Genomic DNA, 26,641 nt, shown 5'->3' on the forward strand with positions numbered 1-26,641 from the left:
ACATTAGTGGATTTGCCGAGCGGGGAAAACTGCATTCTCGCAAGGGGCCTCATTCGGCGGCAGATCGCGACTGCCGCGGGTGCAAAGGCGGGTCTGGCCAAGCGCTCCTGCGCAGGATACCTCTTGTGCCAAGAACCATATGGAACCAGCAGGAGCGCGCAAGAATGAGCAGCCTTACCCCGATCCGTTTTGCCGAATACGACCCTAAGGCGCTGCCGGAAATGACTGGCTGCGTGGCGGTGATGGTCACGCCTGAGGGAAGCATGGATCAGGCGGCGCGCACAGCCAACCGGCTGAGCAAGGGCGCAATTGCCCGGCTGATCGAATCGGAAGGCTTCAAAAAGGCCAAGGCGGGTGATGTGGTGTCGCTCGGCTGGCCGGCAGGCATGCAAGCCGAGGCGCTGCATGTGCTGGTGCTGCCGCGCAAACTGACTCCGGTAGAGGCACGCCAGGCGGGCGCAAAACTGGCCAAGGCGGCCGCGGGCAAGCGGCTGACAGTGATGGCCGGCAGCATGAACAAGGCCGCTGACCTCACCATGGGGCTGGCGCTGCGCGACTATGGCTTTGATGACCATAAGACCCCCGCCGAAGACAAGCCTGAAGGCGAGGTGGTGATCGCTTCCAAAATACCGTCTGACCTCGAAGCTGCTTGCGGACCGTTGCTGGCAGTGGCTGAAGGCGTTCACATGACCCGGGATCTGGTCAATGAGCCTGCCAATGTGCTGACGACCACGGAATTCGCCCGCCGCATCGAAGAAATGAAAGACATCGGCCTTGAGGTTGAAGTCCTGGAAGAGGCGGACCTGGAAAAGCTGGGCATGCGCACGCTGCTGTGCGTCGGTCAGGGCTCTGACAGTCCCTCCAAAGTGGCGGTGATGCAATGGAAAGGCGGCGCCAAGGACGCAGCCCCGCTGGCGCTGGTTGGCAAGGGCGTGGTGTTTGACACCGGCGGTATTTCCCTGAAGCCAGCGGGCGGCATGGAAGACATGACCATGGACATGGGCGGCGCCGGTGTCGTGGCCGGCACCATGAAGGCCCTGGCACTGCGCAAAGCTAAGGCCAATGTGGTCGGGCTGGTCGGCCTTGTGGAGAACATGCCCTCGGGCAATGCCACTCGTCCGGGTGATGTGGTGAAGTCGATGAAGGGCGACACGGTTGAAATCATCAACACCGACGCCGAGGGCCGTCTGGTTCTGTGTGACGTGCTTTGGTATGCACAAGAGCGGTTCAAGCCTGCGGGTGTGATTGATCTGGCGACCCTGACCGGCGCGATCATCATCGGGCTGGGGCATGAAAATGCCGGTGTGTTCTCCAACGATGACGATCTGTGCAATGCCTTCTTGAAAGCCGCACGCTCCGAGGGTGAGGGCGCCTGGCGGATGCCCTTGGGCAAGGCCTATGATGATCAGTTGAAATCGCGCATTGCCGATATGAAAAACGTGGGCGGGCGCCCGGCGGGCTCGATCACTGCGGCACAGTTCCTGCAACGCTTTATCAAGAAAGATATGCCCTGGATCCATCTGGACATCGCCGGTGTGGCCTCGGTCAAGGCGGATACGGACTATGCGCCCAAGGGTGCAACCGGGTGGGGCGTGATGGCGCTGAACCGGCTGGTCGCGGAAAAGTTCGAGGCGGAATAAGCGTTCATGGGGGCTGCCTATTTCTATCATCTGACGCGCAGGCCGCTGGAGGAGACTTTGCCGGTCCTTCTGGACAAGGCGCGCGGGGCGGGCTGGCGCATTGCCGTGCGCGGGCGCGATCCCGAACGTTTGGCCTGGCTGGATGACCGTCTGTGGCTGGGGCCGGAGGAAAGCTTCCTGGCCCATGGCCTGGCGGGCGGCCCCCATGACGCGCTGCAGCCGGTTCTGCTGACGGCAGGGCCGGAGGCAGCCAATACCCCGGAATGCGTGATGGCGGTGGATGGCGCTGCGGTCAGCGCGGAAGAGGTTCAGACGCTGAGCCGTGTCTGCATTCTGTTTGACGGCACCGATCCGGAAGCCGTGCAACACGCCCGCAGCCAGTGGAAAAGCCTGACTGATGCGGGCTGCTCCGCGCAGTACTGGTCCGAGGAAAGCGGGCGCTGGGAGAAAAAGGCCGAGAAATAGGCCGGGAAACTGGCCTGCCAGCACGTGGTATCGGCGGGATCCCGCCAATTTCCTTCAGATTTGTTTCAGCTTCGCAGGAAAGGCTCGCGCCAAAGGCGCCGCCGCAGTAATTCTCCCGGTCAAAAGATCAGAACAAAAGACCAGGACACTGGGGGACAGATGAAAGTATTACATGCGTTCCGTCGGGCGCGGCTGCTGCCGTTTGTTGGGGCGGGGCTGCTGTTCCTCGCCAATTGCGGTGATATTCAAGGCGGATCGGTGGCCCGGGCCGAGGCTGAGGCAGCGCGTCTGGAGTACGCGGTTCAAGAGGTTCAGTCTTTGCAATCCAGGGGGCGCCGTGTCTGGTGTGTGCCTTTCGCCCGCAATGCCAGCGGGATCGAGATCTTCGGCAATGCAAAAACCTGGTGGGCGCAGGCCAAAGGCCAGTTCAGCCGCGGGCAGGAGCCGGAACCGGGCGCGGTGATGGCTTTCCGGGCGACCCGGTCCAATCCGCTGGGCCATGTTGCAGTGGTGTCCAAGGTTGAGGACGCGCGCAGGATCCGGATAAATCATGCCAACTGGCGCCGTAACAAGGTCTCGCTGGGGATGGCGGTGATCGACGTGTCTGCTGAAAATGACTGGTCTGCTGTTCGGTTGGAAAGCAATCCAGGGGCCTTTGGGCGCGTCTATCCGGTCAACGGCTTCATTCTGCCGGACTTGGACGAAGGGTGAAACGCAGGGAAGCGGCCTGTTGCTTCTTTCTGGTTCGAAATACCCCTGCCGGAGGCCTGCGCCGCAAGGCGCGTGATCAGCGGGTCAGCACCAATGCGCCATTGCGGATTTCGATGCTGGACCAGCGCTGCAGGTAGCCCATGCCCAGCAGGGATTGCTCCAGTTCGCCCTGGTTGACCCAGACGCGCACGTCTGTATCGGTGATGCCGCCCAGCGACATTTCTTCGATCCAGACGGAGGCCGTGCGCACCTCGCCATTGGCGGTGCGGGCGCGGCCGAGATAGGCAAGGGTGTCGGTATCAATGCCGGCACGCTCTGCATCGCGCGCGTTCAGCACAACTTCGCTGGCACCGGTGTCGACCAGGAACGGGACAGCTGCGCCATTCACCTCCAGTGTCAGGTAGTAATGTCCGTCGGGCGCGCGCGGCACTTCGACCCGTCCAGCATCAACAGCGACGCTTTGCTGCGGGCGCACGGTTTGGCGGATGTCCTCCCACAGCCCGTAAGAGGCGATCACACCAAGGAAGATAAATCCCCAGACGGCAAACATCTGCAGCGTCTTGCCGATGGATTGGCGGTTTTGCACAAACACCCAGGATCCGACTGCAACCAGCAAGACAACCAGATAAATAACCCGCCCGATCTCAAACTCGCCCATCTGCGCACCTCCTGCATATAATGTAGGCGGGCCGGGGCGTTATGCTAGCCTGCAAATCCAAATGCGCGCAGCCCGTCGAGTACGAACTGGACAGAAAGCGCCGCCAGCAGCATGCCCAAAAGGCGGGTCACCACGGTGATGCCGGTTTTGCCAAGCAGCCGTTCGAACATGCCGGAAAACAGACACATCACCAACAGGATCGCCAGCACCGCGGCCACCACGCCCATGACCATGGCAAAGCCGGCAATGCCGGGCTGCTGACCCGCAAGCAGGATGACAGTGGCGATGGATCCGGGGCCTGCGATCAGCGGGATCGCCAGCGGGAAGATTGAAGGATCATCAAAATCATCCTCCTCGCTGCGGTCTTCGCGCCGTTTGTTGCGGCGTTCGAACAGCATGTCGAGCGCGGTGAGAAACAACAGCACGCCGCCTGCAATGCGGAATGCGGCCATGGAAATGCCTGCAAAACCAAGCACTGCCTCGCCAAGTGCCGCAAACAACGCAAGCAGGATTGCCGCGGTGATGGTTGAGCGCAAAGCGATGGAGCGGCGCTGTGCCGGGCTCATACCCTGCGTCAGCGCCAGAAAGATCGGTGTCAGGCCGATCGGGTCAACGATGACAAACAGAGTGACAAAGGAGGTGATCAGAAAAGCGGTGTCGATCATTGCGCCTCTGCTTTTTCCAGTTTCTCCACCGCCTTCAGCCAAAGTTCCTCGGCGCGGTCCTGGGCTTCCATAACTTCGGCATATTTGCGCTGCCAGACAACGGCTTCGTCTTTGCGTCCGTCATCATAAAGGGCGGGGTCCGCCAGTTTTTTGGCGAGCTTGTCGCGCATTTCGCTGACTTTTTCGAGCCGGGCCTCGCCTTTGCGCACCTCGGCGCGCAGCGCCAGAATCGCGTCGCGGGTGGGGCGCTTGGGTTTGGCGGCCTTGGGTTTGCCTGCGGGTTTGTCGCGCGTCAGCAGCAGATCGCGGTAGGCTGGCAGGTCGCCCTCAAACGGTTTCACCGTGCCACCCGACACCAGCCACAGCCGGTCCGCAACGAGGCTGAGCAGGTGCATGTCGTGGCTGACCAGAATGACGGCGCCGGAATAGGCCGTCAGAGCCTCCACCAACGCTTCGCGGCTTTCGATGTCCAGGTGGTTGGTCGGTTCATCAAGGATCAGCAGATGAGGGGCGGGCAGGGTGGCCAGCAACAGCGAAAGCCGCGCTTTCTGCCCGCCAGACAGGCGCCCGACCTCGGTATCGGCCTGATCTGATCCCAGGCCGAAGCCGGCCAGCCGGGCACGCAGGCGGGCCTGGCCTTCGTCCGGGCGTTCGCGCTGCAAATGCTGCAGCGGCGTTTCTTCAATGTGCAGCTCATCCACCTGATGCTGGGCAAAGAACCCGATCCGCAGCTTGCCGGATTGGGTCATCTTGCCCGCCATCACATCGAGACGGCCTGACAGCATTTTGGACAGAGTGGATTTGCCTTCGCCGTTCTTGCCCAAGAGCGCGATACGGTCGTCCTGGTCGATGCGCAAATCCAGCCGGCTGAGGATCGCAGTGCCGTCATAGCCGACCGAAGCACCCTCAGTCGCGATGATCGGCGGCGACAGTTCCTCGGGTTCGGGGAAGGTGAACACCGTGCGCGCCGCATCTTCGGGCGCGCGGATGGTTTCCATCTTCTCCAGCATCTTCACCCGGCTTTGTGCCTGTTTGGCTTTGCTGGCCTTGGCTTTGAACCGGTCGACAAAAGCTTGCAGATGGGCGCGTCGGGCATCCTGTTTTTTGGCTTGCGCAGCCTGATTGGCGCGGTTGGCGGCGCGCTGACGGGCAAACTGGTCGTAGTTGCCGGAGTAATAGGTCAGCCCCAGCTCTTCGAGGTGCAGAATGCCGTTCACCGAGCGGTTCAACAGCTCGCGGTCGTGGCTGATGATGATCACGGTGTGCGGGTATTTCACCAGATAGGCCTCGAGCCACAGCGCACCTTCGAGATCCAGGTAGTTGGTCGGTTCGTCCAGCAGCAGCAGATCAGGTTGGGAAAACAGCACCGCAGCAAGTGCGACGCGCATCCGCCAGCCGCCCGAATAATCGGAGCAGGGGCGTTGCTGGGCGGCATAGTCAAACCCGAGGCCCTTGAGGATGGCGGCGGCGCGGGCCTCAGCCGACCAGGCATCGATATCTGTCAGACGGGTTTGGATTTCGGCAATCCGGCCAGGGTCCTGCGCGGTCTCGGCCTCGGCCATCAGGTCTGCGCGTTCGGTGTCTGCCGCCAGCACCGTATCGATCAGCGACACGTTTGAAGATGGCGCTTCCTGCGCAATGCCGCCGATCCGGGACCGGCTGGGCAGGGAAATGGCGCCGGATTCCAGCGACAGCTCGTTGCGGATCAGCCGGAACAGCGTGGTCTTGCCGGTGCCGTTGCGGCCAACCAGTCCAACCTTGTGGCCAGTGGGGATCGTGGCGCTGGCGCCATCGAACAGAAGGCGGCCTTCGACCGCATAGGATATATCGCTGATACGTAACATGGGCCGAGCACTGCGGTACTGTCTGGCCCTTGTCAATGGGGCAGGCCATGTGTCGGCGCTGGCTGTGGCCGGCTTATTTCAGATGTGCAGCGGGATAGGAGCCCAAGCCTGCGGGCTGTGTGCCTCCTTTGCGGCGGCGTCAAAGCTGCGCAATCCCCTCTTTATCCTGTCACAGAGCCATGCTATCGGGGCGGCAATTCGTAACGGGCCGGGCATGATGTCCGGCTTTTCAGCACAGGAGTCTGCCCCATGGCACTGGAACGCACTTTCTCGATCATCAAGCCCGATGCAACCCGCCGCAACCTGACCGGCGCAATCAACGCCAAATTCGAAGAAGCCGGCCTGCGCGTTGTGGCGCAAAAGCGCATTCACCTGACCCAGGCGCAGGCAGGCGAGTTCTACAAAGTGCACGCTGAGCGTCCGTTCTACGGCGAACTGTGCGAATTCATGGCCTCCGCTCCGATCGTTGCGCAGGTTCTGGAAGGCGAAAACGCCATTGCCAAGAACCGCGAAGTGATGGGCGCCACCAACCCGGCAGACGCCGCGGCCGGCACCATCCGCGCCGAATTTGCTGAATCGGTTGGCGAAAACTCCGTGCACGGCTCCGACGCACCGGAAACCGCGGCCGTTGAGATCGCTTACTTCTTCTCCGGCCTCGAGCTGGTCGGCTAAGCCGCAGGCTTAGCGAAGACTGAAGGCCGCGCCGGGCGACTGGCGCGGTTTTTTTATGAGTTGGAGAAAGCGGTCCTAAGCCTGGCGTTCTGCCGGCTGCGCGTTCTGCAGGGGCGGTGCTGCGTGGTGAAGCGGCTGCAGGCAGCCAAGTCCTTCGGCGCAATCAAGTTGGAAAAGCCGCGCCGCGCAAGACTTTTTGCCATGGGCTCATCCTGCGCGGCTGATTGTTCCAGGTGGCGGCGCAGCAGGGCAACGTTGCGGGTGTTAGCCTTCCAGCCGATGTCAAAAAGATCGCCTGCCAGCGGGATCGTACTCGCAAAGCGCATCAACGCCGATGTTGACAGCCATACGCGCAAGCGTGCCGCGTGATGCGCCCATGCGGCGGCCCGAGAGCAGGATATAGCCCGCAGGCAGCAGCGCCATCTCGTCGCCGACGCCGGGAACCAAGCCCAGAATGCTGTCCCAGCCGTTCCGCATTCCGATCAAAGGAATGCGGAACGCGTGGTCCATACGGTGCGCTAAGCGTTCCAATGATTGCAGGCGGTCTTCGTGATATGCGGTGTCAGGCATGTTCAGGCGTCTTTGCGATAATCCAGACAGCGTGTTCGATGCCCGGGATATAGCCGAGGATCGTCAGCACGATGTTCAGCCAGAAATGTTTGCCCAGGCCAACCTGCAGAAATACGCCAATCGGTGGCAGAATGACTGCAAAAATAATCCGGATCAGGTCCATCGAGGATCTCCTTTGGTTAGTGTCCCGTTGATGAACCAACCCCTGGATACCCCATTGGGTTCCACCCTGCTATTTGCGCGCTACAACGCCGATCATGTCCAGGGCCGCTTCGAATGCGGCCTGATGGGTGTCAAAGCTGTTGGCCTTTATCTCGTCAAAGCGCTGACGAAGCTCCTCTTTTTCCTTGCCCTTGCAATCGTTCCAAGGCCGCCCCTGTAGCGCCATCACCAGCACGTAGTAGCCGATGAAATGCGGCCGGGTGCCGGTTTTCAGCAGTTTGGCATAGGCCGCATCAGCGCCGATGGCGCGCAGGTCTTCGGCTGAAGAAATGCCGGCCCGGTTGCAGGCGTCCTCATATGCGGGGCCAAGGTTTCGGATGGAAGAAATAGGTGTGTTCATGTTTTGTTTCTATCTGGTCCGTGCGGTGTTGTCACGCTGCAATCCAGCATCTTTGTAATTTGCGCGGCGGCGTCCTGACGCTGGGTTTCTTGCCGCGAAGGCGGATTGACAGTCGCATTTCCTGCGGAAATCCTGACCGGAATGGCCGGCGGGAGGGTGTCAGGTGGGCAGCGGACAGCAAGTATCTGTGAGTATTACGGAGTTTAACCTGGCAAACCCGCCGGAGGGTTTCCTGGAGGATCCCTTTCCCTTTTACGATGCTTTGTTGCGCGCCGCACCGGTGCTGCCGCAACCGGATGGATCGCTGCTGGTCTGCCGCCATACCGACCTGGACAGGATTTACCGGGACACCACGCTGTTTTCCTCGGACAAAAAGAAAGTCTTTGCACCAAAATTCGGCGCGGGCTCGCCGTTGTTTGAGCATCACACCACTTCTCTGGTGTTTTCCGATCCGCCGCTGCACACGCGGGTGCGCAGGATCATGACTTCGGCGCTGACTCCGCGGGCAATTGCCCGGATGGAGCCGGGGCTGGTTGAAACGGTCGATTGCTTGCTGGACGGACTCGCGGGTGCAGCCAAGGTGGACCTGATCGAGGGTTTTGCCGCCTCCATTCCGATCCAGATCATCGGCAATCTACTGGACGTGCCGATGGCGGAGCGAGCGCCGCTGCGTGATTGGTCGCTGGCCATCCTCGGCGCGCTGGAGCCCGCGCTGAATACTGATCAGCTTGCCGCCGGGCACAGGGCGGTGGAGGAGTTCAGGGCTTACTTGCAGGATTTGATCGCCCGGCGGCGGGCGAGTCCGGGGGACATTGACACCGACGTGCTGACGCGGCTGATCAACGGCGAGGGGGCAGATGGCACTCTGAGCGAAACTGAGCTGATCCAGAATTGCATCTTCATCCTGAACGCAGGTCACGAGACGACTACCAACTTGATCGGCAACGGGCTGGCGCTGCTGAATGACCACCCGGACCAAAAGCAGCGGCTGCTGGAGCAGCCGGAGCTGATCAAACCTGCCATAGAGGAGGTGCTGCGGTTCCGGTCGCCCAATCAGCTGGGCAACCGGGAAACCACGGCAGAGGTGGACATCGGCGGTATGCAAGTCCCTGCGGGAACCAACTTGCATCTTCTGATCGGGGCGGCGAACCGTGATCCGGAGGTGTTTGAAAAGCCCGGCGTTTTTGATGTCGCCCGTATGCCGAACCGGCATTTAGCCTTTGCCGGCGGTCCCCATGTCTGCGTGGGGCTGACGCTGGCACGGCTTGAGGGGAGGGTCGCCATTGAACGCCTGCTGCACCGTTTCCCGGGTTATCGCCTGCTGCCTGGCCGGGTGCCGGGCGGGCGAATCCGCTTTCGCGGCTATGCGGCGCTGCCGGCGGAGTTGGAGTGAAATAGGGTCAACAGGGGCGCTGTCAGGCTGGCGCGCTTAGAACAGCCCGGCCTCCTTGGCGGTCAGGGCGGCCTGGGTCCGGTTCTTGGCCTCCAGCTTGCGGCAAAGCGTGCGCACGTGCAGTTTGATTGTCACTTCCTGCAACTCCAGCTCGCGGGCGATTTCCTTATTCGACAAGCCGCGGCACAATCCGTTCAGCACTTCCAGTTCGCGCGGGCTGAGTTTTTCAGCGAGCGGATGGGTGTTGGCCGAGGCGTCTTCGCGCATCAGATCGACGGGCACGTAGATCTCTCCCGCGCTCATGAAGCGCACGGCATTGAGCAGTGACTGCGCGCCCATGGTCTTGGGGATGAAGCCGATGGCACCGGCATCCAGCGCCTCTTGCGCGGTGCGGGCGGGCGCGCTGCCGGACAGAATGGCTACGCCCTTGCCGCCATTGGCCTCCAGCGCCTTGGCCAGGCCGTCGAGTCCCATCATGCCGGGCATGTTGTAGTCGAGCAGCACCAGGTCGTAGGGGCCGAGTTCGGAAATCTGCGAAATCGCACCTGGCAGATCAGTCGCCAGAGCGACCTCAGCACCGCCCTCGGATTTGAGGTAGGCGGAGATTGTTTCGCGGACCATATCATGATCGTCTGCCAGCAAAATGCGCATGTAGCCACTAGACCTGTTCTTAAATTCCCGGTCCCAGTCTACAGCGACAAGGGTTTCGAAACTGTCAACCTTGGATTGCGGGCTGGTCTGGGACGTGAACATCTGCAACTGCTCCTGTGCGTGTGCTGGAAATTTTATTGATATTACGACGCTCTGACGGCGTCCGGTAAGCCAACATTAGGGTTGATGGCACTACTCTGGCGGTTGTGCACCCTATACGAAAGGTCATGAACCTATCCTCAGGTGCCGGTTTTCGGGCGGGGCGGATATGCCATGCTTTGCCTGGTTGTTGTGGAGACGGCATCAAAAGAGGAGTGCTGGAATGAGAGGGTTGATTTCGCAGGTCGCGGTCGTGGCTTCACTTGCAGTCATGGCGTGCGCAGCTGCAGTTCTTGCAGATGATGTGCAACCGGTACTGCTGTCGGTCGGCGTGGAAGGCGCGGCGGAACCTGCGGCGCAGTACACGATCGAGGATCTGCGTGCGCTGGCACCGGTCACCTTTGAGACGGAAACCATCTGGACCACCGGGCCGCAGCAATTCACCGGCGTGCCGCTGGCAGTTCTGGTCGGACGGATGGACGTCAGCAGCGGGCAGCTTGTGGCGCATGCGGTGAATGACTATGCGGTGGAAATCCCTGTTTCGGATGCGGTTGCAGGCGGCCCGATTGTTGCCTTTGAGCGCAACGGTGCGGAAATGTCCCTGCGCAACAAGGGGCCGCTGTGGGTTGTGTACCCTTATGACAGCAACCCGGCCTACCGCACCGAGGAAGTCTATTCGCGCAGTATTTGGCAACTGGACCGGATCGTCATTCAGCCGTGAGCGGCAGGCAAGGAGCAGTCAGGTAATGCTTCGCGGATTTCCAACTGTGCCGCGCTGGGTTTTGGCGCTGGTGCTGGCGATTGCGGCGGCGCTGGCGGCGCAGTCGGTGCGGCTGGGGCATCAGGTGCTGCAGCAACTGGGCGGGCTGTCGACTGCGGCAACCGACAACATGCAATGGAATCTGTCCCAGGCCGAGGTTGAGCATCTCAAACTGGAGGCCGCGGTTCTGACGGCAGGCGCGCCCGGGGATCTGCCCCGGCTGCGGCGTCAGTTCGATATTTACTACAGCCGGATCGCCACGTTCCGCGAAAGCCCGCTGTTTGAGGATTTGCGGCAAAGCCCGGCAGGTGCCGCCTTGCTGCAGCAGATGCAGGACCGGCTGGACCGCATGGCGGCGGTTGTTGACAGTGGCAGCGGGCCGCTGCTGGACAGCCTGCCGGAGCTTGCCGCCGAACTGGCGCAAAACAGCGGAGATGTGCGTGAATTGGCGTTGTTCGGTGTCGTGCTGCAGGTGGAGGATTCCAAGGATAAGCGGCTGAAATTGTTCACCATCCTGACACGTTTGGGCTGGGTGGTGCTGGCTCTGGTGCTGGCGCTGGCGCTGGCGGCGCTGCTGCTGGGGCGGCTCTACCGCAAAGGCCGCAGGCTGGCAGTGGAGCGCAGCCGCTCTGCCGCGCGGATGGAGGCGATGATTGCCTCCTCGCTGGATGCGATCCTTGTGGTCGGTGCGGACGGCAAGATCCTTGCTTTCAATGGTGCGGCGGAATCGGTGTTCGGCTACAGCAGCGCTGAGGCCATGGGACAGCAAATGGTCAACCTGATTGTGCCGGATCACTTGCAAGAGGCGCATCAGGCCGGCATGAAACGGTTTCTGCAAACCGGTGAAGCGCAGGTGGCCGGTAAAGGCCGGCTGCAGCTGGAAGCGCGGCGCAAGTCCGGCGAGCTGTTCCCGGTGGAGCTGTCGGTATCGGTCAGCCAGTCGGGAAACGAGCTGGTCTTTGTCGGCTTCCTGCGCGACATCTCCGAGCGGATCGCTGCGGAAGAAGAATTGCGGCGGGCGCGTGACGACGCGCTGGCCGGCGAGCGCGCCAAGCAAAACCTGCTGACGGTGATGAGCCACGAGATGCGCACGCCGCTGACCGGGGTTCTGGGGGCCATCGACCTGATCGAGGGAACCGAACCGACACCGGAGCAGCGCCGTTACTTGCAGGCGATGCGGGTTTCGGGCGGCCTGCTCCTGCAGCATGTGAATGACGTGCTGGAGCTGTCGCGGCTGGAGGCCGGCGCGGATACAGAGAAACGGCGGATCTTTGACCTTGAGGAACTGGTCAGCGGTCTGATTGAAAGCCAGCAGGCCAACGCCAAGGGCAGGGGGATCGACCTGTCACTGCACTGCAGCCTGGGCGGCAAGCCCGTGGTGGCCGGGCGGCCGCGCGCCGTGCAGCAGGTGCTTTTGAACCTGATCGGCAACGCCTTGAAGTTCACCAGTGATGGCGCAGTGAGCGTGGATGTGATACGGCTGCCGGACGGGGAGACGGTGGAATTCCATGTCGCCGACACCGGCCAGGGCATTGCGCCCGGCGACCTTGACCGGATTTTCGAAGATTTCATCACTCTGGATTCCAGCTATGGCCGCGGCAGCGAAGGCACGGGGCTGGGACTGGCAATCAGCAAGCGTCTGGTGCAGGCCATGGGCGGCACGATTGCATGCGAAAGCGAGCTCGGCGAAGGCAGCCTGTTCACTATCTCGCTGGCGTTGCCCGTGGCCAAGGCGCCGCCGCGCCAGACAGCACGGGACAGACCCCGCCAGAACGGTGCCTGCCGTCTGCTGATCGCCGAGGACAACGACATCAACCGTGAGCTTCTGGCCACGATGCTGCGCCAGGAGCGGCATCAGGTGACGGCTGTGCCGGGCGGTGCCGAGGCGGTACAGGCGGCTGAAGACGGGCAGTTTGATCTGATCCTGATGGACATCAGCATGCCGCAGGTGGACGGGATCGAGGCGCTGCGCCGGATCCGCGCCCAAAAGCTGGCCGAGGGCACCGACATTGTGGCGCTCACCGCGCATGCCGCGGCGGAGGATCACGCCCGCATTCTGGACGCCGGGTTCGCCGAAGTTCTGACCAAACCGGCCAACAAGGCTGAGCTGGCTGATGTGATAGACCGCAGGGCAGGCGGCGGGGTCAAGGTGCTGCCGCGAACGCAGTCGGACATCCACCAGTTTTTTGAAGCCCTTGGGCAGGACCGGGCACGCAGCTTTCTGGCTTCCTTTTGCGAGGAGGTAAATCAGTTGCAGGACGGGCTGCATGGTTGCGCGGTTCTCGACGCTGGCCAGCGCAAAGAGGCGCACCGGCTGGCAGGGTCAGCGGCTGTTCTGGGCCTGGCCGACCTGCGCGCGGCGATGCTGGCGATCGAGGCTGCGGAAGATGGGGGGACGCCTCCGGTTGCGCCATTCCAGCAGGCCTGGGCCAGCGCGGCACTGGTTCTGGCCCCGCATTTGCACGTGTAAACCAGTTTCCTTGCTGGCGGCTGATGGTGCAGAATCGCCGGATGCGCCGCGCTCAGTCAGATTTCATCAAGAAATCAATTGGTTCTGATTCAAAATTAAAGCGCGGATGATAGGTGCGGCCAAAACGCTTATGTCGATGGCGAACCGGCCGGCGGGAAGATGTATGCCGAAAGCTATCACGTCCTGAAGGGCTCGGACGGCAATACCTATTACCTGATCGAAATCAAGATCGAAGGCCATGACGCCCCCGGAGAGGGCGAAGACTATTTCACCTTTTATAATGATGTTCCCCCGGCCGGGGTTGAATTGACTGTGGTCAAGACCTGCGGCATCAAGGGCAACTGGGTTGATTACAAATGCCTTGGCGCGGGTGACAAGATTGAAACCGGATCCATTTCGGGCACCGTTTTTGGCGATTTGGATTGTGACGGCATTATCGGGGAGCTGACCACCATCCCCGGTTGCGACTACACAATCGAAGCCGAGAACATGCACAAAAGCGGCTTTAAGACAGTTGACGGCAGCCAGGCGTCCGGCGGCGAGCTTGTCAAGCTGGCTTATGCAGGGTGCTACGGCACGCTGAGCACCACCTTTGACGGCAAAACCGGTGTCTACGACGTAAAGATACGCGTTCAGGATGAAAACGACGGCCAAAGCAAAATTAAGCTGAAGGTAGATGGTCAGTTAGTTGAAGCAATCCGGCTGGGGGCTGATTCAGATGGCGGCGGGTCGAATGATGGTGGCTTTTCAACCTATGTCATCAAGGATGTTGCCATCAGCAAAGGGGAAGACATCACGATCAGGACCAAGGGCGATGGCTACGAATATGTGCGCATCGATAACATCGTTCTCGAAGGCCAGGACCAGCAAGAAATGGTGTCGGAGCCGGGCAAGGCTGATGTCACGATCAAGCTGCTTGATGCCGGCGGCATGATTGTTGCCACAACGACCACCGATGCCGAAGGGAACTACAGGTTCGACGGCATCGAAGCCGGCGATTACAAGATCATGGGCGTGGCGCCTGACGGCACCGAATTCACCATTCAGGACGCGGGCTCGGACGATACGATCGATTCAGATGTTGATGCAAACGGCATGTCCGGCGTGATCGCTGTTGGTGCCGGCACAGAAACCGACATTGATCTGGGTGTTTTCGAAGGGCAGCCGGGATCGCTCTCGGGCCGTTACTTCTTCGACACCGATGGCAGTGACACCGACAATGGCGAAGCGGGCGTTGCCGGCGCAGAGATTACTCTGACGAACCTTGATACAGGCGAGGTGTCCACCACGACGACGGATGCCGATGGCTTCTATGCGTTCGAAGATCTGGACCGAGGCAGCTATGAGGTCTTGTTTGCTGAGGTCGACGGCTTCGGCTTCGTCGCTCAGGATCAGGGCGGTGATGATACAATCGACTCCGATGTTACTGCCGCTGGCAAGGTCGAGATAATCGAAATAGGCAAAGGCGAGGCTGCCAGCGATATCGACGCCGGTATCCGCCCCTGCGGTAACATCTTCGGCGAGTCGGGGGTGGATGATGTGCTCATCGGCTGCGATACGGATGACAATTTCCGCGGGTTCTCCGGCAATAATCTGGTTGATGCGCGCGGCGGCGATGACTTCATCGACCTGGGCCGGGGCAATGACACAGCCATCGGAGGCGCCGGCAATGATACGATCGACGGCAGTTTCGATTTCGACACCGCAATCTTCGGCGGTGCGGCTGCGGATTACACGATCACACTGAATGCACTGGACGGAAGTTCGCTCACAGTGACGGGGCCGGATGGTGAAGACCTGTTGATTGATGTGGAATTGCTGCAGTTTGACGATCAGGACGTTCTGATCTCCTCCCTGATCCTTTCGGCCAGCGATGATGCGGCTGATCTGCCTGCCCTGAACGGCAGCGTCAGTGTTGATGTGCTGGCAAATGACAATCCGGGTCAAGCTCCCGGCACGCCGGTTGTCATGTCCGTTACAGACGGGCAGTTTGGCACGGCGTCAGTCGAGCCGGACGGCCAGATCACCTACACCGCCACTGCGGAAGCAACCGGCGGGTTTGACGTTGTGAGCTACACCATTGCCGACAGCCAGGGCCGGATGGCGACAGCCGAGCTTCTGTTGGGCGACATTGCTGCTCCGGACGCGTCCGCGCCGGGCGCCGTGATATTGGGCGGCGGGGGCGAAACCTTCGAAGGCTCAGGCCTTGATGATATCATCATCGGTGGCAGCGGCGGCGACACCATCGCTGGCCGCGGCGGCAACGATGGCATCGACGGGGCGGGCGGCAACGACTCGATCCAAGGTTCGGCTGGCGATGACACGATCATCGGCGGCGAAGGGGATGACGATCTGTCGGGCAACCGCGGCAATGACCTCATTTCCGGCGGCGCCGGCAATGACACGATCGCGGGCAGCGGCGACAACGACCAGATCCTGGGCGGCGATGGTGACGACGACATCAGCGCCAATCCGGGCGACGACTTCATTTTCGCCGGCGCCGGCAATGACGAGATCGACGGCAATGTTGGAAACGATCTGATTTTTGCAGGCCAAGGCGATGATGAAATCAACCGGATCGGCGAGGGTGCAGACAGGGCCTTTGGCGGGGATGGCGATGACGTTTTTGTCTGGCGCGACTTCCAGGCGGATGTCTTCCAGCTCTTCGCTGAGAGCTTCGATCTCGTCCAGAGCAGCGCGAAGGTGGCCCAAAATCGCTGCGGCGATTCCATCTGGCTCGGTCATGTCATCTTCGGGATCGCCGCTTTCGTCGCGCAGCCATGTCCAGTCGAGGTCGTCGCCGCGTTCGATGATTTGTTCACGGGTCAGCTTGCGCCAGCGGCTTTCTTCGCCCTGTTCCTCGCGGTCTGCGCCGCCCAGGGAATCGGGACCGAAGAGGCTTTCGAATTCTTCGAAGTCGTTTGGCTTCAGCGGATTGGTCTTGCCGAAGGACGGCATGTTGGTGCGCAGGTTGTAGAGCCAGACGTCCCTGGTGGCCTGTTGCACGTGGTTCGCCGGGTGGACCTTGTCCGTCACACAGGTGAAGAACAGCACGTTGGTCTTGACGCCTTGAGCATAGAAGATCCCCGTTGGCAAGCGCAGGATTGTGTGCAAGTTGCAGTTCACCATCAGGAAGCGGCGCAGCTCGGTGCCTGTGCCGTCGCCAAAGAGGATGTTGTCGGGCATGACAATGGTGCAGCGCCCGCCATTCTTGAGGTTACGAACGGCGTGTTCGAGGAAGGGCATCGGGCCGACACGTTCGCCCGCTGTCAGGGTGAAGTCCGGGCGGTTCACATTGCCCGACATCTTGTTGAACGGCGGGTTGGTCAGGATCACATCCGCCTTGCCGAGCGTTTCGCCCTGCGGTGCGCAACTGTCCTCGCAACCCACAAGGCTTTCGATCCCATGCAAAAGCATGTTCATGACGCACAGACGGTGCGTGTCCGGCACCCATTCATGCCCCCGGAAGGCAAGGCGGCGCTGAAAATTGCCCTGTTCTTCGGTAAGCGTGAACAGGTCGTCGGTGGTGTCCTTGATCGCGCGGTCAGCAGCGATAAGGAAGCCGCCGGTGCCAGCGGCAGGGTCTTGGATAATTTCGCCGGGTTGCGGTTTGACCAGGCGAATGATGCTGTTGTAGTGGTTCGGATGTGACCTGACAGGCGCCGCCGGAAAAACGGCCAACTGTCAGGTCACATCCGAACCACTACAATTAAACACTCGATTGAGGCGGTTAAAGCCCCCCTGTGCGGTAAAGGTGCCCTGGTCGATGGCTCTCGCGGTCCACGACGATTTCTTTTGTGATTTGCTCGGCAATACGCCGTAACCAAGTCTTTTGAGGGTCTGTCCACTTCGCCTTGGCTAGGATTGCCTTCGTAGCAGATTGCACGCGGGTTTCAAACGGGATCAAGGGGTCGCCCAGTGCAGCCTGCCTTACGAATCCTATGATCGAAGCGGCGATATCTTCATTCGAGGCGTCATTCCACGCACGGCGAAGGCTCGTTTCTGAAAACCCCAACTTGTCCAGTTCCAGCCGCAGGTTACGTAGCTCGGTCCGTGTGAGTTCTCTTGGCCGCTGCACGACGATTGATAGAGCAGCAATCTTGTTCTGGTTGTTTTTCACGAATGACGTGAACGCCGAACGACGCGATCTTACTGGTAACCTCGACAACGGCCATTGGGACTGTGAGCAACTGCCCGAGGCGCCGCGCCCAGTGGCTTTTACCGATACCGGGCGGCCCATCCAGCAGAATAGGCAGTAGACGCAGGCCAGTTCATCAGCCTGGTGTTCAGTAGCGATCGCAGCCAGCCTGACGTCATCCCGCAGCACAGCAAGCCGTTCCCTGTGTTCCCGGGTGAGATGCCCTATGCCGGAAGCGGCTTTCCGGTGCTCGAGAAGAAGAGCAACACGGTGGTTGATCCGCGCGCTCTCCTGTTCGCTGGGGCTGGTGGAGTGGCGGCGCCTCGCGGATTTTTCACTGTTGTCTGCGTTCTCCGCACCAGCGCCGGTATCAGGCAGCTTCCGGCTTCGCAGGTCGCGCAGATGCTGCGCGAACCTCTTCTCGAGAGTATTAGGAGATGTCCTCCGGTTTGAAAAACCGGGCTTCGATGAAGGGGATGCGGGACATCAGGGTAAGACCTCTGGCAAAGTTGGGCTGTTGGCCAGGAACGCCCGGCCGCTCAACATGGAACTGGCTGTGGGTTTAAAGGAAAACGGGCTTGCGGCTGTTTGATGCTGCTACCTGGGTCCAATCGATCCCTTCGAAAAGGGCATCGAACCGCACTTTGCTCAAGGTGACAGGCCCGGCCTGCGGTTTCGGCCAGGTGAAGCGCTTGCCGTTCAGCCGTTTCGCGATCAGCACAAGGCCGGAGCCATCCCAGACCAGAATCTTCAACCGGTCGGCACGCCGTGAGCGGAACACGTAAATCGCCCCGGAATAGGGATCGAGCTCGAAATTGTTGGCTACGCAGGCGGCAAGCCCGTCCATACCCTTGCGGTTATGCAGTCCTCTGCATAACCGCAACTATGTGGCGACGATTATTATGCGGAGCCGTGTACATCGCCTCTTGGATTGTGGCTTTTTTACAGCCGGTTAGGCAGAACAAACAGGCACATGCGCCCCGCATAACTATGCTCTCCCGCGATGGTTTCACACCTTGAGGAGAGAGAAGATGACTGACCAATACCGTAATCGCTGGTTCCTGGATCCGGGGCCGGTTTCGTTGTGGATCGATCAGTTCGCGGACGAGCTTGGCGCTAAGAGCGCGGTCATAGGTATCGCCGCTGACCATTGAAGGCTACAGGGCATCGGCACGCCATTTCGCGGTTTGGCTGGAAAGCACCGGCATACCGATGGTCAGCGTCGATGATGGAGTTGTTCGTCGCTTCGCCGAACACCAGTGCCAATGTCCCGGCGGGCGGCGATGGCAGCATGTCTCACCAAAGTATGCGCGACGTGCCAGAAGGTTTGTTGTTTTCCTACAAGGTGCGGGCGTCGCCCCTCCGCCGTTGAAGGCCGCGCCAGAATTTCCCTTGCTTGACGACTATCAGCACTGGCTGCGTTTGCATCGGGGTTTGGCGGAACGGACAGTTTCCCGTCATCTCCGCATCCTCAATAAGCTGTTGCCGGAACTCGGTACAGCGACCCACGATTATGATGCTGCCCGGATACGTTTTGTTGTCCGCAAATGGCGGGGGCAAACCGGTCCGGCCGGCCTGAGAACCATAACAAGCGCGCCTTGCGAAGCTATCTTCGCTTTCTCGCCGGCGCGGGCTTGTGCCGTCCCAACCCTGATCACGCCATTCCGCCGGGTCACTGGACATGTGATGTCGTCTTTCGTCGTTGCCGCGGTATCTGGCGAAGAGATCGGAGGTGGAACGTGTCATTGCATCCTGCGATCAGCTTGCCCGGGGCGCGCGTGCGGCGACCGGGCGATCCTGCTCCTTCTGGCGGCGCCTGGGGGTGCGGGCCGGGGATGTCGCTGGTCTCAGACTGGGCGGCATCATCGACTGGAACGCCGGTATCCTGAAGTTGAGGTGGCAAGGCGCCGTCGCCAGGTTCGGCTGCCGTTGCCGCAAGATGAGCGATGCGCTCCTCTCGCGTATATCGAACAGGAACGCCCGCGCATGCCTCAGGACGCGGTCTTTCTCATGATGGTCCCCCTACCCGCTCATTTGAGCAATCATGCCAAGCGTCTCGGCCATTGTGGCGCTGGCATTAAAGCGCGCCGGCATTTCCGATCCGCCATCGAGCGGAGCGAGCTTGCTGCGCCACTCCGCGGCAACTTCGATGCTGCCGGTCGGGGGCCACATTGGAAGCTGTCGGCACGGTTCTGCGCCACCGCTCGCTTGATATGACTGCGCATTACGCCAAGGTCGGTATCGCGATGCTGGAACAGATCGCTCAACCCTGGCCGGGAGAATTGACATGCTGAGTCAACTCCTCGCCGATCATGTCGCGCTGCACCAGGCGCTGGGGTTGAAATTCCGTACCCAAGGCAGTCTTCTACGCAACTTCGTTGCCTTTGCCGAGAGCCGCAGTGAGCATGTCGTAACAACAGCCACCGTGCAAGAATGGGCACTACAGGCATCTTCTCCAGAACAACGTCGCAACCGGCTTTTGACAGTACGTCGCTTCGCGCGCGCGCTTAATGCCGAAGATCCGAGCCATGAAGTTCCCTCCGCCGATCTCTTCGGCCGTGCCAGCCGCAAGCGGCGCACGCCTTACATCTACAGTCCCAGTGATATCCAACGGCTGATCGACGCCGCCCAGAGGCTTGGCCCCGCTGGCTCGATCCGGCCGCTCACCTACGCCACGATGTTCGGGTTGATTGCGGCAACAGGCATGCGCGTTTCAGAGGCCATCGCCATTCGATTGCCGGACGTGACCGATGACGGCCTGATCATTGCCCAGACCAAGTTTAAGAAGAGCCGGCTGTTGCCACTGCATCCAACGACTCGACGCGCTCTTGACGGGTATCTTACGATGCGTCTGAAGGCGGCCAGCCCGAGCGGCACACTTTTCCTTTCGCATCAGGGCACGCCGCTCGCCTATTCGACAGTCGCAACGGTATTCCTCCAGATCACGCGGTCAATCGGCTTGCGCGGTGCGGCAGGAACACCGGGCCCCAGGATTCATGATCTGCGCCACACATTTGCTGTTCGCTCCCTTGAGGCCTGTGCGCACGATTCCAAAGCCGTGGCGCGGCATATCACGGCCCTCAGTACCTATTTGGGGCATGCCCATGTCACCGATACATACTGGTATCTCGAGGTAACACCCGAGCTGATGACACACATGGCAGCTGACGGCGAGAGGCTGCATTGCGGGGTGACGGCATGGCCCAGCTTGCCCAGCACCTCGCCGCCTTCCTGCGCAACCATCTTCCCAATGAAAGACGCGCAAGCGTTCATACCTGCGATGCCTATGCCTACAGCTTCCAACTGCTGGTGACATTCGCCGCCGGGCGATTGAGAAAGCGGCCGTGCCTGCTGCAGATCGAAGACATCGACGTGCCCACGATCCTTGCCTTTCTCGAGCACATCGAACAGACGCGAGGCAACAAGGCCCGTACGCGCAACGCAAGGCTGGCAGCCGTAAAGTCCTTCTTTCGCTATCTCGAGCACCGAGTACCTGCCGTGCTGGACCAGGCGCTTCGGGTGCATGCCATTCCGATGAAGAAGGTTGATCAGAGGCTTGTAGCGTCGCTTTCGAGGACAGAAGTACAAGCGCTGCTCGATACTCCGGATCGGAGGACAGCATCGGGCATCCGTGATCGAGCCATGCTGCATCTGGCTTTTGCCGGAGGGCTGCGCGTTTCCGAACTCATCAGCGCCGGGCTCAACCAGTTTGACGGGCGGTCCCCTGCCAGCATCCATATCATTGGCAAAGGACGAAGGGAGCGCGTGCTGCCGCTCTGGCAGGAAACCGCTGCCGCAATTCGCGCCTGGATCGCGATCAGACCCGAAGTCGGCGACACCGCGCTCTTCCTGAACAATGCCGGTCGAATGATGACGCGTGCCGGTTTCGAATACATTCTCGAGAAACATGCCAATACGGCTGCCCGCATCGCGCCCACCCTGGCGGCCAAATCGATAACGCCCCATGTTCTGCGGCACAGCTGCGCAATGCACATGCTTCAGGCGACCCGGGACATTCGCAAGGTCGCACTGTGGCTTGGTCACGCCACGCTCCAGAGCACCGAGATCTACTTGCGCGCCGACCCAACCGAAAAACTCGAGATGCTTGACGCTCTGGAGCCGCTCGGCATCAAGCCGGGCAAGTTCCGGCCACCGGACAAACTGCTCGCGATGCTTTCCGCGCGGTAGAATAGTTATGCGGAGTCAATGTAGGCGGAACCGTCCGAAAAAGTGCCGGTCTGCTTCTTCGGCTCCGCATAATAATCGTCGCCACATAGTTGCGGAAGTCCACCGGCTCCGAGGCAAGGTAAATCCGGAAGTTGCTGGCAGGAGAAATCATTGTGCTGCCCTCACGGCCCGCAAAACTTCCACCAGGTGATCGGCAGGATAGCCAAGGAGTATCTCGACAGCTGCCGCTCCGATACTGATCCGGCAGGAGGTGCTGCTTGCAGCCTCGGGTCCATTGACGTGAGGAGATGCAGAGGGCGGCTGGGCCACAGGAGCAACGACCTCGACAAAAGCTGGGTTCTTCCCGGAAGTGCCGGCCTTCTTAACCCAGAGAGCGACCAGCGATTTGTTGGCTCCGATCTCCTCAGCCGTCTCGCGGATTCCGGCTCCAGCAAGGATCGTTTGAACAGCCTTGGCGCGGAGCGCGTCAGGCCATTTACGCCGCACGGAAGAGGAAACAGGGACCGTGAATCCCCACATCTTCACCTCTTCCGGCATCATTCCGTCCAGCATCACCACCTCCTTTCTTCAGGTGGCGCCAGTATCTCAAACCCCTTATTTTATTGAAACATGGGGTCTTTGCACCGCTTACCCTAAAGGGGCGATAAAAAGAAGGCGCGGCAAGAAACTCTTGCCGCGCCTTGAAGGCCAGAAAAACTTCAAACCGCTTGGCACAAACTGTTTCAGCCAGGGCTCTTGCAGCCTGATAGCCGCATTTGAAAATTGCTGCCCGATTGCGTCAGGACCGGAAAACAGCAATGCGTTTTTGTTTTAGGGCGGCTGACAGATGCTCGATTTCTTTTGCAAGCGGCCGGTCATCCCGCAACGGGGGAGAAATCCTTCGAACCTGTTCCTTTATGCCAGTTAGAAATCCGCCGCTGCTGCCGGTGGTGTTGCGGATTTCTATCGCTTGGCAGGCAATGAGCAATTCAATCGACGTCAGGTGAAAGACATTGTCAGCGATCCTGTCCAGCGCGCTGACGGCTGCCGGGGAACCTGTCAGGCAATCTTCCACTCCATTTGCATTCACGCTGGGCCAAACCGGCACCGATTGGGCGGCATGCGCGATTTCGGCCACCAGGGATTCGGTGACTTTCATGACCGGAGCGAACCCGTTGGACGCGCTGTCCTGCATTGCCAGAAAGCTGGGCAAGCCGCTGAATTCGGGGTTCAGAAGTTTGGCGGCGCGGGCAAGCTGTGCCATGGCCAATGGGACAAACGATCGGCTCAGAGTTTCGGCGGCACTGGTAATCTCGGAGGTGAAATAGGCGCCGCAAGACACCATTTTTCCGCTTGCAGCCAGGGCAACCGGATTGTCGCTGGCGCTGCTGATCTCGATTTGCACGCAGTCCATGGCCCGGTCCAGCGCAGTTTTGGCCGTGCCATGGATCTGCACAATATTTCGGAATGACAGCGGATCCTGCAGGCGCCGGGCCTGGCCGGGTTCAAACAGCGCACTGCCAGCCAGCCGGTTGCGCAGGCCGGCTGCTGCTTTCAGGTGGCCGGGATGCGGCTTGATGGACAAAATGGTTTCGTCCAGAGGACCGGTATTCGCCCGGAACCCTTCCATCGACATCGCGGCAGAGGTCTGCGCCGCTTCAAAGGCGGTTGCGGCTTTGGACACGGTCAGTGCGGCCCTGGCGGCAGTTGCACAGGAGTGATTGGCCAGCGCCAGCCCGTCTCGGGGTGCAAGCTTTAGGGGAGCAATCCCATGTGCCTGCATCAGTTCGGCGCTGGGGCTGATGCTGCCATCGCTGGCATACATCTCTCCTTCGCCGATCAGTGCAAGCCCGATTGCGGCATTCAGTACCAGATCCGCCGCGCCGATTGACCCAACAGAACCAGTCACCGGGACAAGACCCGTATTCAGGCAGCTGGCGATATGCCGGGCGACCTCGGGCCGGGCAGCGCTGTATCCGCCAAGCATCGTGTTCAGCCGGACGATCAGCCCCGCCCGCACCACTTCGGGTGCGGCCAATGGGCCGATGGCGTGGGCACGTCCCCGCAGCGTCTGCAGTGAAAAATCGGCGAGTGCTTCTGCGTCTAGTGCCTCGGTCGCCCGCGCACCTAGTCCGGTTGTCACGCCGTAAACCGGGATTTTCTCCGCGATGGCCCGCGCGACCAGCGCGTGTGTCAGGCTCATTCTGGCAAGCCCTTCCGGGGCGAGGTCCAGGTGCCAGTTCCCGTGCGCGGCCCGGTCAAGATCCTCTACCGTCAGCGACGCGCCATCCAGCCGGAGCGTTTCCATGTCAGGCCTCCCGGTACAGCAGGTTCTGAACGATCCCCAGCTCTCTGGCGCGCTCCAGTATCTTTGCCCCAAGGGCGATATCGCTTGTGGACATGCCCCGATGCCAGAACAGAATGGTTTCGCGGTCCGTTTCGCGTCCCGGCTTTAATCCTGCTGCAATTTCGCCAATCTCGGCATAGAAAGACTCCTCGCTGACCAGGCCTGCATCAATATGCGGCCTCAGCGCTCCCAGATGCCCGGCGCGCATCTGCCCCAGATCATCCATGACAAGCTTGTCAAACCCCTCGATGAAATCCAGAGGCAGCGTGCTCATGGTTCCATATGGCACCACAAAGGCGCCCGGCTTGACCCAGGACCGGTCAAACATCGGCGTCGGGGTATTTAGGCGCGTTGCCTCGACCAGAATGTCAGCCCCTTCCAGGCAGCTCTGCCAGTCGGTGGTCACCGTCACGTCTTTTCCCAGATCCTGGCGCAGCCGGTCGGCAAAGGCCTCCTGGCTTTCGGGCCGCCGCGAATGAACACGGATTTCTTTAAAATCGAACAGGTGATCCAGCAGGCGCACATTCCAGTAGGAGGTGCCGCGCGCCCCGACATGGCCCAAGATCTTTGGGGTCTTCGGCCCCAGCCACTTGGCCCCCAGGGCCGTCAGCGCACCGGTGCGCATATCGGTAATGCCTGCGGCGTCGATCACGGCGCGCGGCGCCCCGGTCCTGGGGCAAAACAGGTTCAAAAGCGCCAGCTCGGACGGCAGGCCCTGTTTGTAATTGTCGACGTAATCCCCGACGATCTTGACGCCTGCATAATCCAGCGGCGCCACATATCCGCGCAGCACGTTGAAATGCCCGTTGAACGCCGGATCCGGTGTCAGATGCATCCGCGGTTCGATGACAGTCTTGTTGCGGCCGGCTGCAACCAAAGTCTGCTCAACCGCGTCCAGTATGTCGTCGTTGCTGAGAGCCACCCGGTCCACTTCCGGCTGCCCCAGGTATTCGATCTCTATGCGCGCCATGTCTGCCACTCCCGTTTCTTGGCCATGATGGCCTTTGCGTGATGGCTTTACAGATCGAAAAATGTGAGGCTTGCCTAAGTTTTTCTGATTCAAAAGGGCCCATCCATGCTTCTTCCACCTTTGAATGCGCTTAAGGCCTTTGAAGCAGCGGTGCGTCTGGGCGGGTTTACGTCAGCGGCGTCCGAACTTGGGGTGTCATCGGCAGCGGTCAGCATGCAGGTCAAGAATGCTGAGGATTTCCTTGGAAAAACGCTGTTTCACCGGTTGAATAACCGCCTGCTGCTGACCGATGCCGGACGGACCTATTACCCGGAAATTTCCGAAGCATTGACGGCCATTTCGACGGCCACGGAAAATCTAATTGAAACGGAGGCCCGCTCCGGGCTTGCAGTCAGCACAATCCAGTCTTTGGCAGAAAGCTGGGTCGCCCCCGCCATTTCGCGTTTTCGCGAGGCGTTTCCCGGCACCGGGATCGAGCTGCGGATCGAAGCTGATCCGGTCGATCTGTTGAATACGCGCACCGACCTTAGGATAACTTATGAGAGCCATCTTTATCCGCAGCACACCCGGCTGCCATTGTTCAAAGACGTGGCCTATCCGTTCTGCACGCAGGCGTTTTACGATAGCCAGCTGGCGGGCTCGGGGATTGCCGCAGTGCCGGACACTTTGCTGATTCACACCGATTGGGGGGAGCAGTATGCCTCGCACCCGACCTGGGCAAACTGGTTCCGGGCCGCTGGAGTGGCCAGAAGTCCGAATCTGCGCAAAGGTCTGCGTGTCGGCGGCGCTGCGGTTGCCCTTGCGCTCGCCAAACAGGGGGCAGGCATTGCGTTGGTGCCTAAGATGCTGGCGGAGGCGGAACATCCTGCCCATCAGGGCGCCGTTGTTGGCGAACCAGGCCTGCCGCTGCCGTATTCCTATTTTGCAATCGTGCCGCGTTCAGCTGCGCCGCAATCCGGTGCGGCTGAGATGAAACCGCCGTTGCGGGCGTTTTTGGAAGAATTGTTTCCGAAGGATGCACCCGAGAAAGCGCACTAGAAGCACCGCAGGCGTCAGGTCTGCACGTGCATTCGGCGCAAACATTTGACGGCCCGTCCGGCGGCTCTTTGAACCGCCCCGGGTTTGCCGGAGGCTGATTTCAGTTAGTTGCGCGGCAATGTCCTCAGTTTCCAGGGCGGCGTAGAAATTGGCCTCTGCTTCTGCCGGCGGAATGTTCCCGATAGGCTCGAGCAGGCGGCGGNTGTTGAACCAGTCCACCCATTCGAGTGTTGCGTATTCCNCTGCCNCGAAGTTGCGCCAAGGGCCGCGGCGGTGAACGGCCTCGGCCTTGAACAAGCCGTTGATCGTCTCGGCCAAGGCATTGTCGNAACTGTCTCCGGCGCTGCCGGCAGAGGGCTCGATACCAGCTTCTCCCAACCGCTCTGTGTATTTGATCGACAGGTATTGGCTGACCCACTGCGTGACAGGCGATGCGAGCATCGCCGAGAACGGCGGCCGGAGTGGTGAACAAGCCCCATCGCCTTTGCCGGCCGCCGCTCCTGAACTGCCTGCCCCAGAGCATCGAGAACGAACCCGGCATGCGCCGGGGTGCTGACACGACCCATTGACCGGCAGGCGATTTGGCCATGCCAAATCTGCCGAGAGGGGACCGGCAATCTTTGGACGTGTCGCGGTTTGATGCCGCTCCTTTGATAGCATTTATTGCAGCAAAGGAGACGAGCTATGGGAACGAAACGGACGGACTGAGCCTCCCCCAATGAAGTGGTCCGCCCCTATGATTAGGAAAGCGGAGGACCATAGATGGCGATTAAGAGACCCAAGCCTGAAGAGATTGTCGTGAAGTTACGGCAGGTTGAAGT

Annotated in this window: 27 protein-coding genes and 3 pseudogenes; 13 read left to right on the forward strand and 17 right to left on the reverse strand. The window is 60.6% G+C overall.

From position 1 onward, the window contains the following. Positions 1-164 precede the first annotated feature (164 nt). The 3 genes from AQUI_RS0117325 to AQUI_RS0117335 all read left to right on the forward strand — a co-directional run bounded on the left by AQUI_RS0117325 (position 165) and on the right by AQUI_RS0117335 (position 2,816). The gene (locus AQUI_RS0117325; protein ID WP_027258638.1) at positions 165-1,640 is read left to right on the forward strand and encodes a leucyl aminopeptidase; all 1,476 of its coding nucleotides are present in this window, start codon (positions 165-167) and stop codon (positions 1,638-1,640) included. Between the two features lie 6 nt (positions 1,641-1,646). Continuing rightward, positions 1,647-2,105, forward strand: coding sequence for a DNA polymerase III subunit chi (locus AQUI_RS0117330; RefSeq protein ID WP_027258639.1), 459 nt, complete (start codon positions 1,647-1,649; stop codon positions 2,103-2,105). Between the two features lie 159 nt (positions 2,106-2,264). Continuing rightward, entirely contained in the window at positions 2,265-2,816 is a 552-nt protein-coding gene (locus AQUI_RS0117335) for a CHAP domain-containing protein (RefSeq protein WP_027258640.1), read from the forward strand. A gap of 76 nt (positions 2,817-2,892) precedes the next feature. On the opposite strand, the gene AQUI_RS0117340 is transcribed toward AQUI_RS0117335, so the two are convergent. The 3 genes from AQUI_RS0117340 to AQUI_RS0117350 are packed head-to-tail and all read right to left on the reverse strand — an operon-like array spanning position 2,893 to position 5,983. Then, complete coding sequence (locus AQUI_RS0117340; RefSeq protein WP_027258641.1) at positions 2,893-3,474, reverse strand: retropepsin-like aspartic protease family protein; 582 nt, start codon at positions 3,472-3,474, stop codon at positions 2,893-2,895. Between the two features lie 44 nt (positions 3,475-3,518). After that, positions 3,519-4,139 carry a MarC family protein gene (locus AQUI_RS0117345; protein ID WP_027258642.1) on the reverse strand — a complete coding sequence of 207 codons (621 nt, stop codon included), beginning with the start codon at positions 4,137-4,139 and terminating at the stop codon, positions 3,519-3,521. Continuing rightward, positions 4,136-5,983 (reverse strand): ABC-F family ATP-binding cassette domain-containing protein, encoded by a 1,848-nt coding sequence (locus AQUI_RS0117350; RefSeq protein ID WP_027258643.1) that lies wholly within the window; start codon positions 5,981-5,983, stop codon positions 4,136-4,138. Before AQUI_RS0117350 ends, AQUI_RS0117345 begins: the two co-directional genes overlap by 4 nt. A gap of 249 nt (positions 5,984-6,232) precedes the next feature. Between AQUI_RS0117350 and ndk the strand changes: the two genes are divergently transcribed. Continuing rightward, a complete protein-coding gene (gene ndk / locus AQUI_RS0117355) occupies positions 6,233-6,655 on the forward strand; it encodes a nucleoside-diphosphate kinase (protein WP_027258644.1) in 423 nt (140 codons plus the stop codon). Positions 6,656-6,708: 53 nt separating this feature from the next. On the opposite strand, the gene AQUI_RS32365 is transcribed toward ndk, so the two are convergent. From AQUI_RS32365 to AQUI_RS0117370, 4 genes are all read right to left on the reverse strand, one after another. After that, positions 6,709-6,981 (reverse strand): DUF4112 domain-containing protein, encoded by a 273-nt coding sequence (locus AQUI_RS32365; RefSeq protein ID WP_342665621.1) that lies wholly within the window; start codon positions 6,979-6,981, stop codon positions 6,709-6,711. Beyond that, a complete protein-coding gene (locus tag AQUI_RS28285) occupies positions 6,938-7,225 on the reverse strand; it encodes a DUF4112 domain-containing protein (protein WP_342665599.1) in 288 nt (95 codons plus the stop codon). Before AQUI_RS28285 ends, AQUI_RS32365 begins: the two co-directional genes overlap by 44 nt. After that, complete coding sequence (locus tag AQUI_RS30140) at positions 7,218-7,388, reverse strand: YqaE/Pmp3 family membrane protein (protein WP_035920059.1); 171 nt, start codon at positions 7,386-7,388, stop codon at positions 7,218-7,220. Before AQUI_RS30140 ends, AQUI_RS28285 begins: the two co-directional genes overlap by 8 nt. 69 nt (positions 7,389-7,457) lie before the next feature. Beyond that, entirely contained in the window at positions 7,458-7,787 is a 330-nt protein-coding gene (locus tag AQUI_RS0117370) for a TfoX/Sxy family protein (RefSeq protein ID WP_027258645.1), read from the reverse strand. 187 nt (positions 7,788-7,974) lie between these two features. Here AQUI_RS0117370 and AQUI_RS0117375 point away from each other — a divergent pair, with 187 nt between their 5' ends. Then, a complete protein-coding gene (locus tag AQUI_RS0117375; protein ID WP_027258646.1) occupies positions 7,975-9,180 on the forward strand; it encodes a cytochrome P450 in 1,206 nt (401 codons plus the stop codon). Between the two features lie 36 nt (positions 9,181-9,216). Here the strand turns inward: AQUI_RS0117375 and AQUI_RS0117380 are convergent, their stop codons facing one another. Beyond that, positions 9,217-9,831 (reverse strand): response regulator, encoded by a 615-nt coding sequence (locus AQUI_RS0117380; RefSeq protein ID WP_027258647.1) that lies wholly within the window; start codon positions 9,829-9,831, stop codon positions 9,217-9,219. A 322-nt stretch (positions 9,832-10,153) separates the two neighbouring features. Here AQUI_RS0117380 and AQUI_RS0117385 point away from each other — a divergent pair, with 322 nt between their 5' ends. After that, positions 10,154-10,651, forward strand: coding sequence for a putative pterin-binding protein (locus AQUI_RS0117385; protein WP_027258648.1), 498 nt, complete (start codon positions 10,154-10,156; stop codon positions 10,649-10,651). 25 nt (positions 10,652-10,676) lie between these two features. Next, entirely contained in the window at positions 10,677-13,160 is a 2,484-nt protein-coding gene (locus AQUI_RS0117390; RefSeq protein WP_027258649.1) for a PAS domain-containing hybrid sensor histidine kinase/response regulator, read from the forward strand. Positions 13,161-13,226: 66 nt separating this feature from the next. Here the strand turns inward: AQUI_RS0117390 and AQUI_RS31295 are convergent, their stop codons facing one another. Continuing rightward, positions 13,227-13,400: a hypothetical protein gene (locus AQUI_RS31295; protein ID WP_169730806.1), complete on the reverse strand. Its 174-nt coding sequence runs from the start codon at positions 13,398-13,400 to the stop codon at positions 13,227-13,229. Positions 13,401-14,033: 633 nt separating this feature from the next. On the opposite strand from AQUI_RS31295, the pseudogene AQUI_RS32005 reads away from it, so the two are divergent. After that, a pseudogene (locus tag AQUI_RS32005) lies at positions 14,034-15,716 on the forward strand (SdrD B-like domain-containing protein); the annotation flags it as partial. Positions 15,717-16,019: 303 nt separating this feature from the next. Here the strand turns inward: AQUI_RS32005 and AQUI_RS32010 are convergent. From AQUI_RS32010 to tnpB, 3 genes and pseudogenes are all read right to left on the reverse strand, one after another. After that, a pseudogene (locus tag AQUI_RS32010) lies at positions 16,020-16,841 on the reverse strand (HsdM family class I SAM-dependent methyltransferase); the annotation flags it as partial. Positions 16,842-16,890: 49 nt separating this feature from the next. Then, positions 16,891-17,487 carry a type I restriction-modification enzyme R subunit C-terminal domain-containing protein gene (locus tag AQUI_RS0117400; RefSeq protein WP_211236034.1) on the reverse strand — a complete coding sequence of 199 codons (597 nt, stop codon included), beginning with the start codon at positions 17,485-17,487 and terminating at the stop codon, positions 16,891-16,893. A gap of 373 nt (positions 17,488-17,860) precedes the next feature. Next, complete coding sequence (gene tnpB, locus AQUI_RS0117410) at positions 17,861-18,145, reverse strand: IS66 family insertion sequence element accessory protein TnpB (RefSeq protein WP_156916859.1); 285 nt, start codon at positions 18,143-18,145, stop codon at positions 17,861-17,863. A gap of 184 nt (positions 18,146-18,329) precedes the next feature. On the opposite strand from tnpB, the gene AQUI_RS32275 reads away from it, so the two are divergent. Beyond that, positions 18,330-18,452, forward strand: coding sequence for a hypothetical protein (locus AQUI_RS32275; RefSeq protein WP_281172013.1), 123 nt, complete (start codon positions 18,330-18,332; stop codon positions 18,450-18,452). An 868-nt stretch (positions 18,453-19,320) separates the two neighbouring features. On the opposite strand, the gene AQUI_RS31560 is transcribed toward AQUI_RS32275, so the two are convergent. After that, positions 19,321-19,470, reverse strand: a complete 150-nt coding sequence (locus AQUI_RS31560; protein WP_211236035.1) for a hypothetical protein — start codon at positions 19,468-19,470, stop codon at positions 19,321-19,323. On the opposite strand from AQUI_RS31560, the gene AQUI_RS32280 reads away from it, so the two are divergent. From AQUI_RS32280 to AQUI_RS0117440, 3 genes are read left to right on the forward strand one after another with little or no spacing between them, the layout of a single operon-like run. Beyond that, positions 19,470-19,592 (forward strand): hypothetical protein, encoded by a 123-nt coding sequence (locus AQUI_RS32280; RefSeq protein ID WP_281172014.1) that lies wholly within the window; start codon positions 19,470-19,472, stop codon positions 19,590-19,592. The two genes, AQUI_RS31560 and AQUI_RS32280, sit on opposite strands and share 1 nt — an antisense overlap. Beyond that, the gene (locus AQUI_RS28300) at positions 19,586-20,611 is read left to right on the forward strand and encodes a tyrosine-type recombinase/integrase (RefSeq protein ID WP_156916860.1); all 1,026 of its coding nucleotides are present in this window, start codon (positions 19,586-19,588) and stop codon (positions 20,609-20,611) included. The genes AQUI_RS32280 and AQUI_RS28300 overlap by 7 nt, the downstream gene beginning before the upstream one ends. Then, entirely contained in the window at positions 20,497-21,486 is a 990-nt protein-coding gene (locus AQUI_RS0117440; protein ID WP_027256782.1) for a tyrosine-type recombinase/integrase, read from the forward strand. Before AQUI_RS28300 ends, AQUI_RS0117440 begins: the two co-directional genes overlap by 115 nt. 147 nt (positions 21,487-21,633) lie before the next feature. Here the strand turns inward: AQUI_RS0117440 and AQUI_RS0117445 are convergent, their stop codons facing one another. The 3 genes from AQUI_RS0117445 to AQUI_RS0117455 form a co-directional block, all read right to left on the reverse strand. Further along, entirely contained in the window at positions 21,634-22,038 is a 405-nt protein-coding gene (locus tag AQUI_RS0117445) for a transposase (protein ID WP_027258655.1), read from the reverse strand. A 226-nt stretch (positions 22,039-22,264) separates the two neighbouring features. Continuing rightward, entirely contained in the window at positions 22,265-23,773 is a 1,509-nt protein-coding gene (locus tag AQUI_RS0117450; protein WP_027258656.1) for an aromatic amino acid ammonia-lyase, read from the reverse strand. 1 nt (position 23,774) lies between these two features. Continuing rightward, the gene (locus AQUI_RS0117455) at positions 23,775-24,782 is read right to left on the reverse strand and encodes an ornithine cyclodeaminase family protein (protein ID WP_027258657.1); all 1,008 of its coding nucleotides are present in this window, start codon (positions 24,780-24,782) and stop codon (positions 23,775-23,777) included. Between the two features lie 105 nt (positions 24,783-24,887). Here AQUI_RS0117455 and AQUI_RS28305 point away from each other — a divergent pair, with 105 nt between their 5' ends. Next, the gene (locus AQUI_RS28305) at positions 24,888-25,820 is read left to right on the forward strand and encodes a LysR substrate-binding domain-containing protein (protein ID WP_084294447.1); all 933 of its coding nucleotides are present in this window, start codon (positions 24,888-24,890) and stop codon (positions 25,818-25,820) included. A 111-nt stretch (positions 25,821-25,931) separates the two neighbouring features. Here the strand turns inward: AQUI_RS28305 and AQUI_RS30145 are convergent. Beyond that, positions 25,932-26,380, reverse strand: a pseudogene (locus tag AQUI_RS30145) (integrase core domain-containing protein); the annotation flags it as partial. Positions 26,381-26,641 lie beyond the last annotated feature (261 nt).

Origin of the sequence: Leisingera aquimarina DSM 24565, assembly GCF_000473165.1 — a bacterium.
Classification (GTDB): Bacteria; Pseudomonadota; Alphaproteobacteria; order Rhodobacterales; family Rhodobacteraceae; genus Leisingera; species Leisingera aquimarina.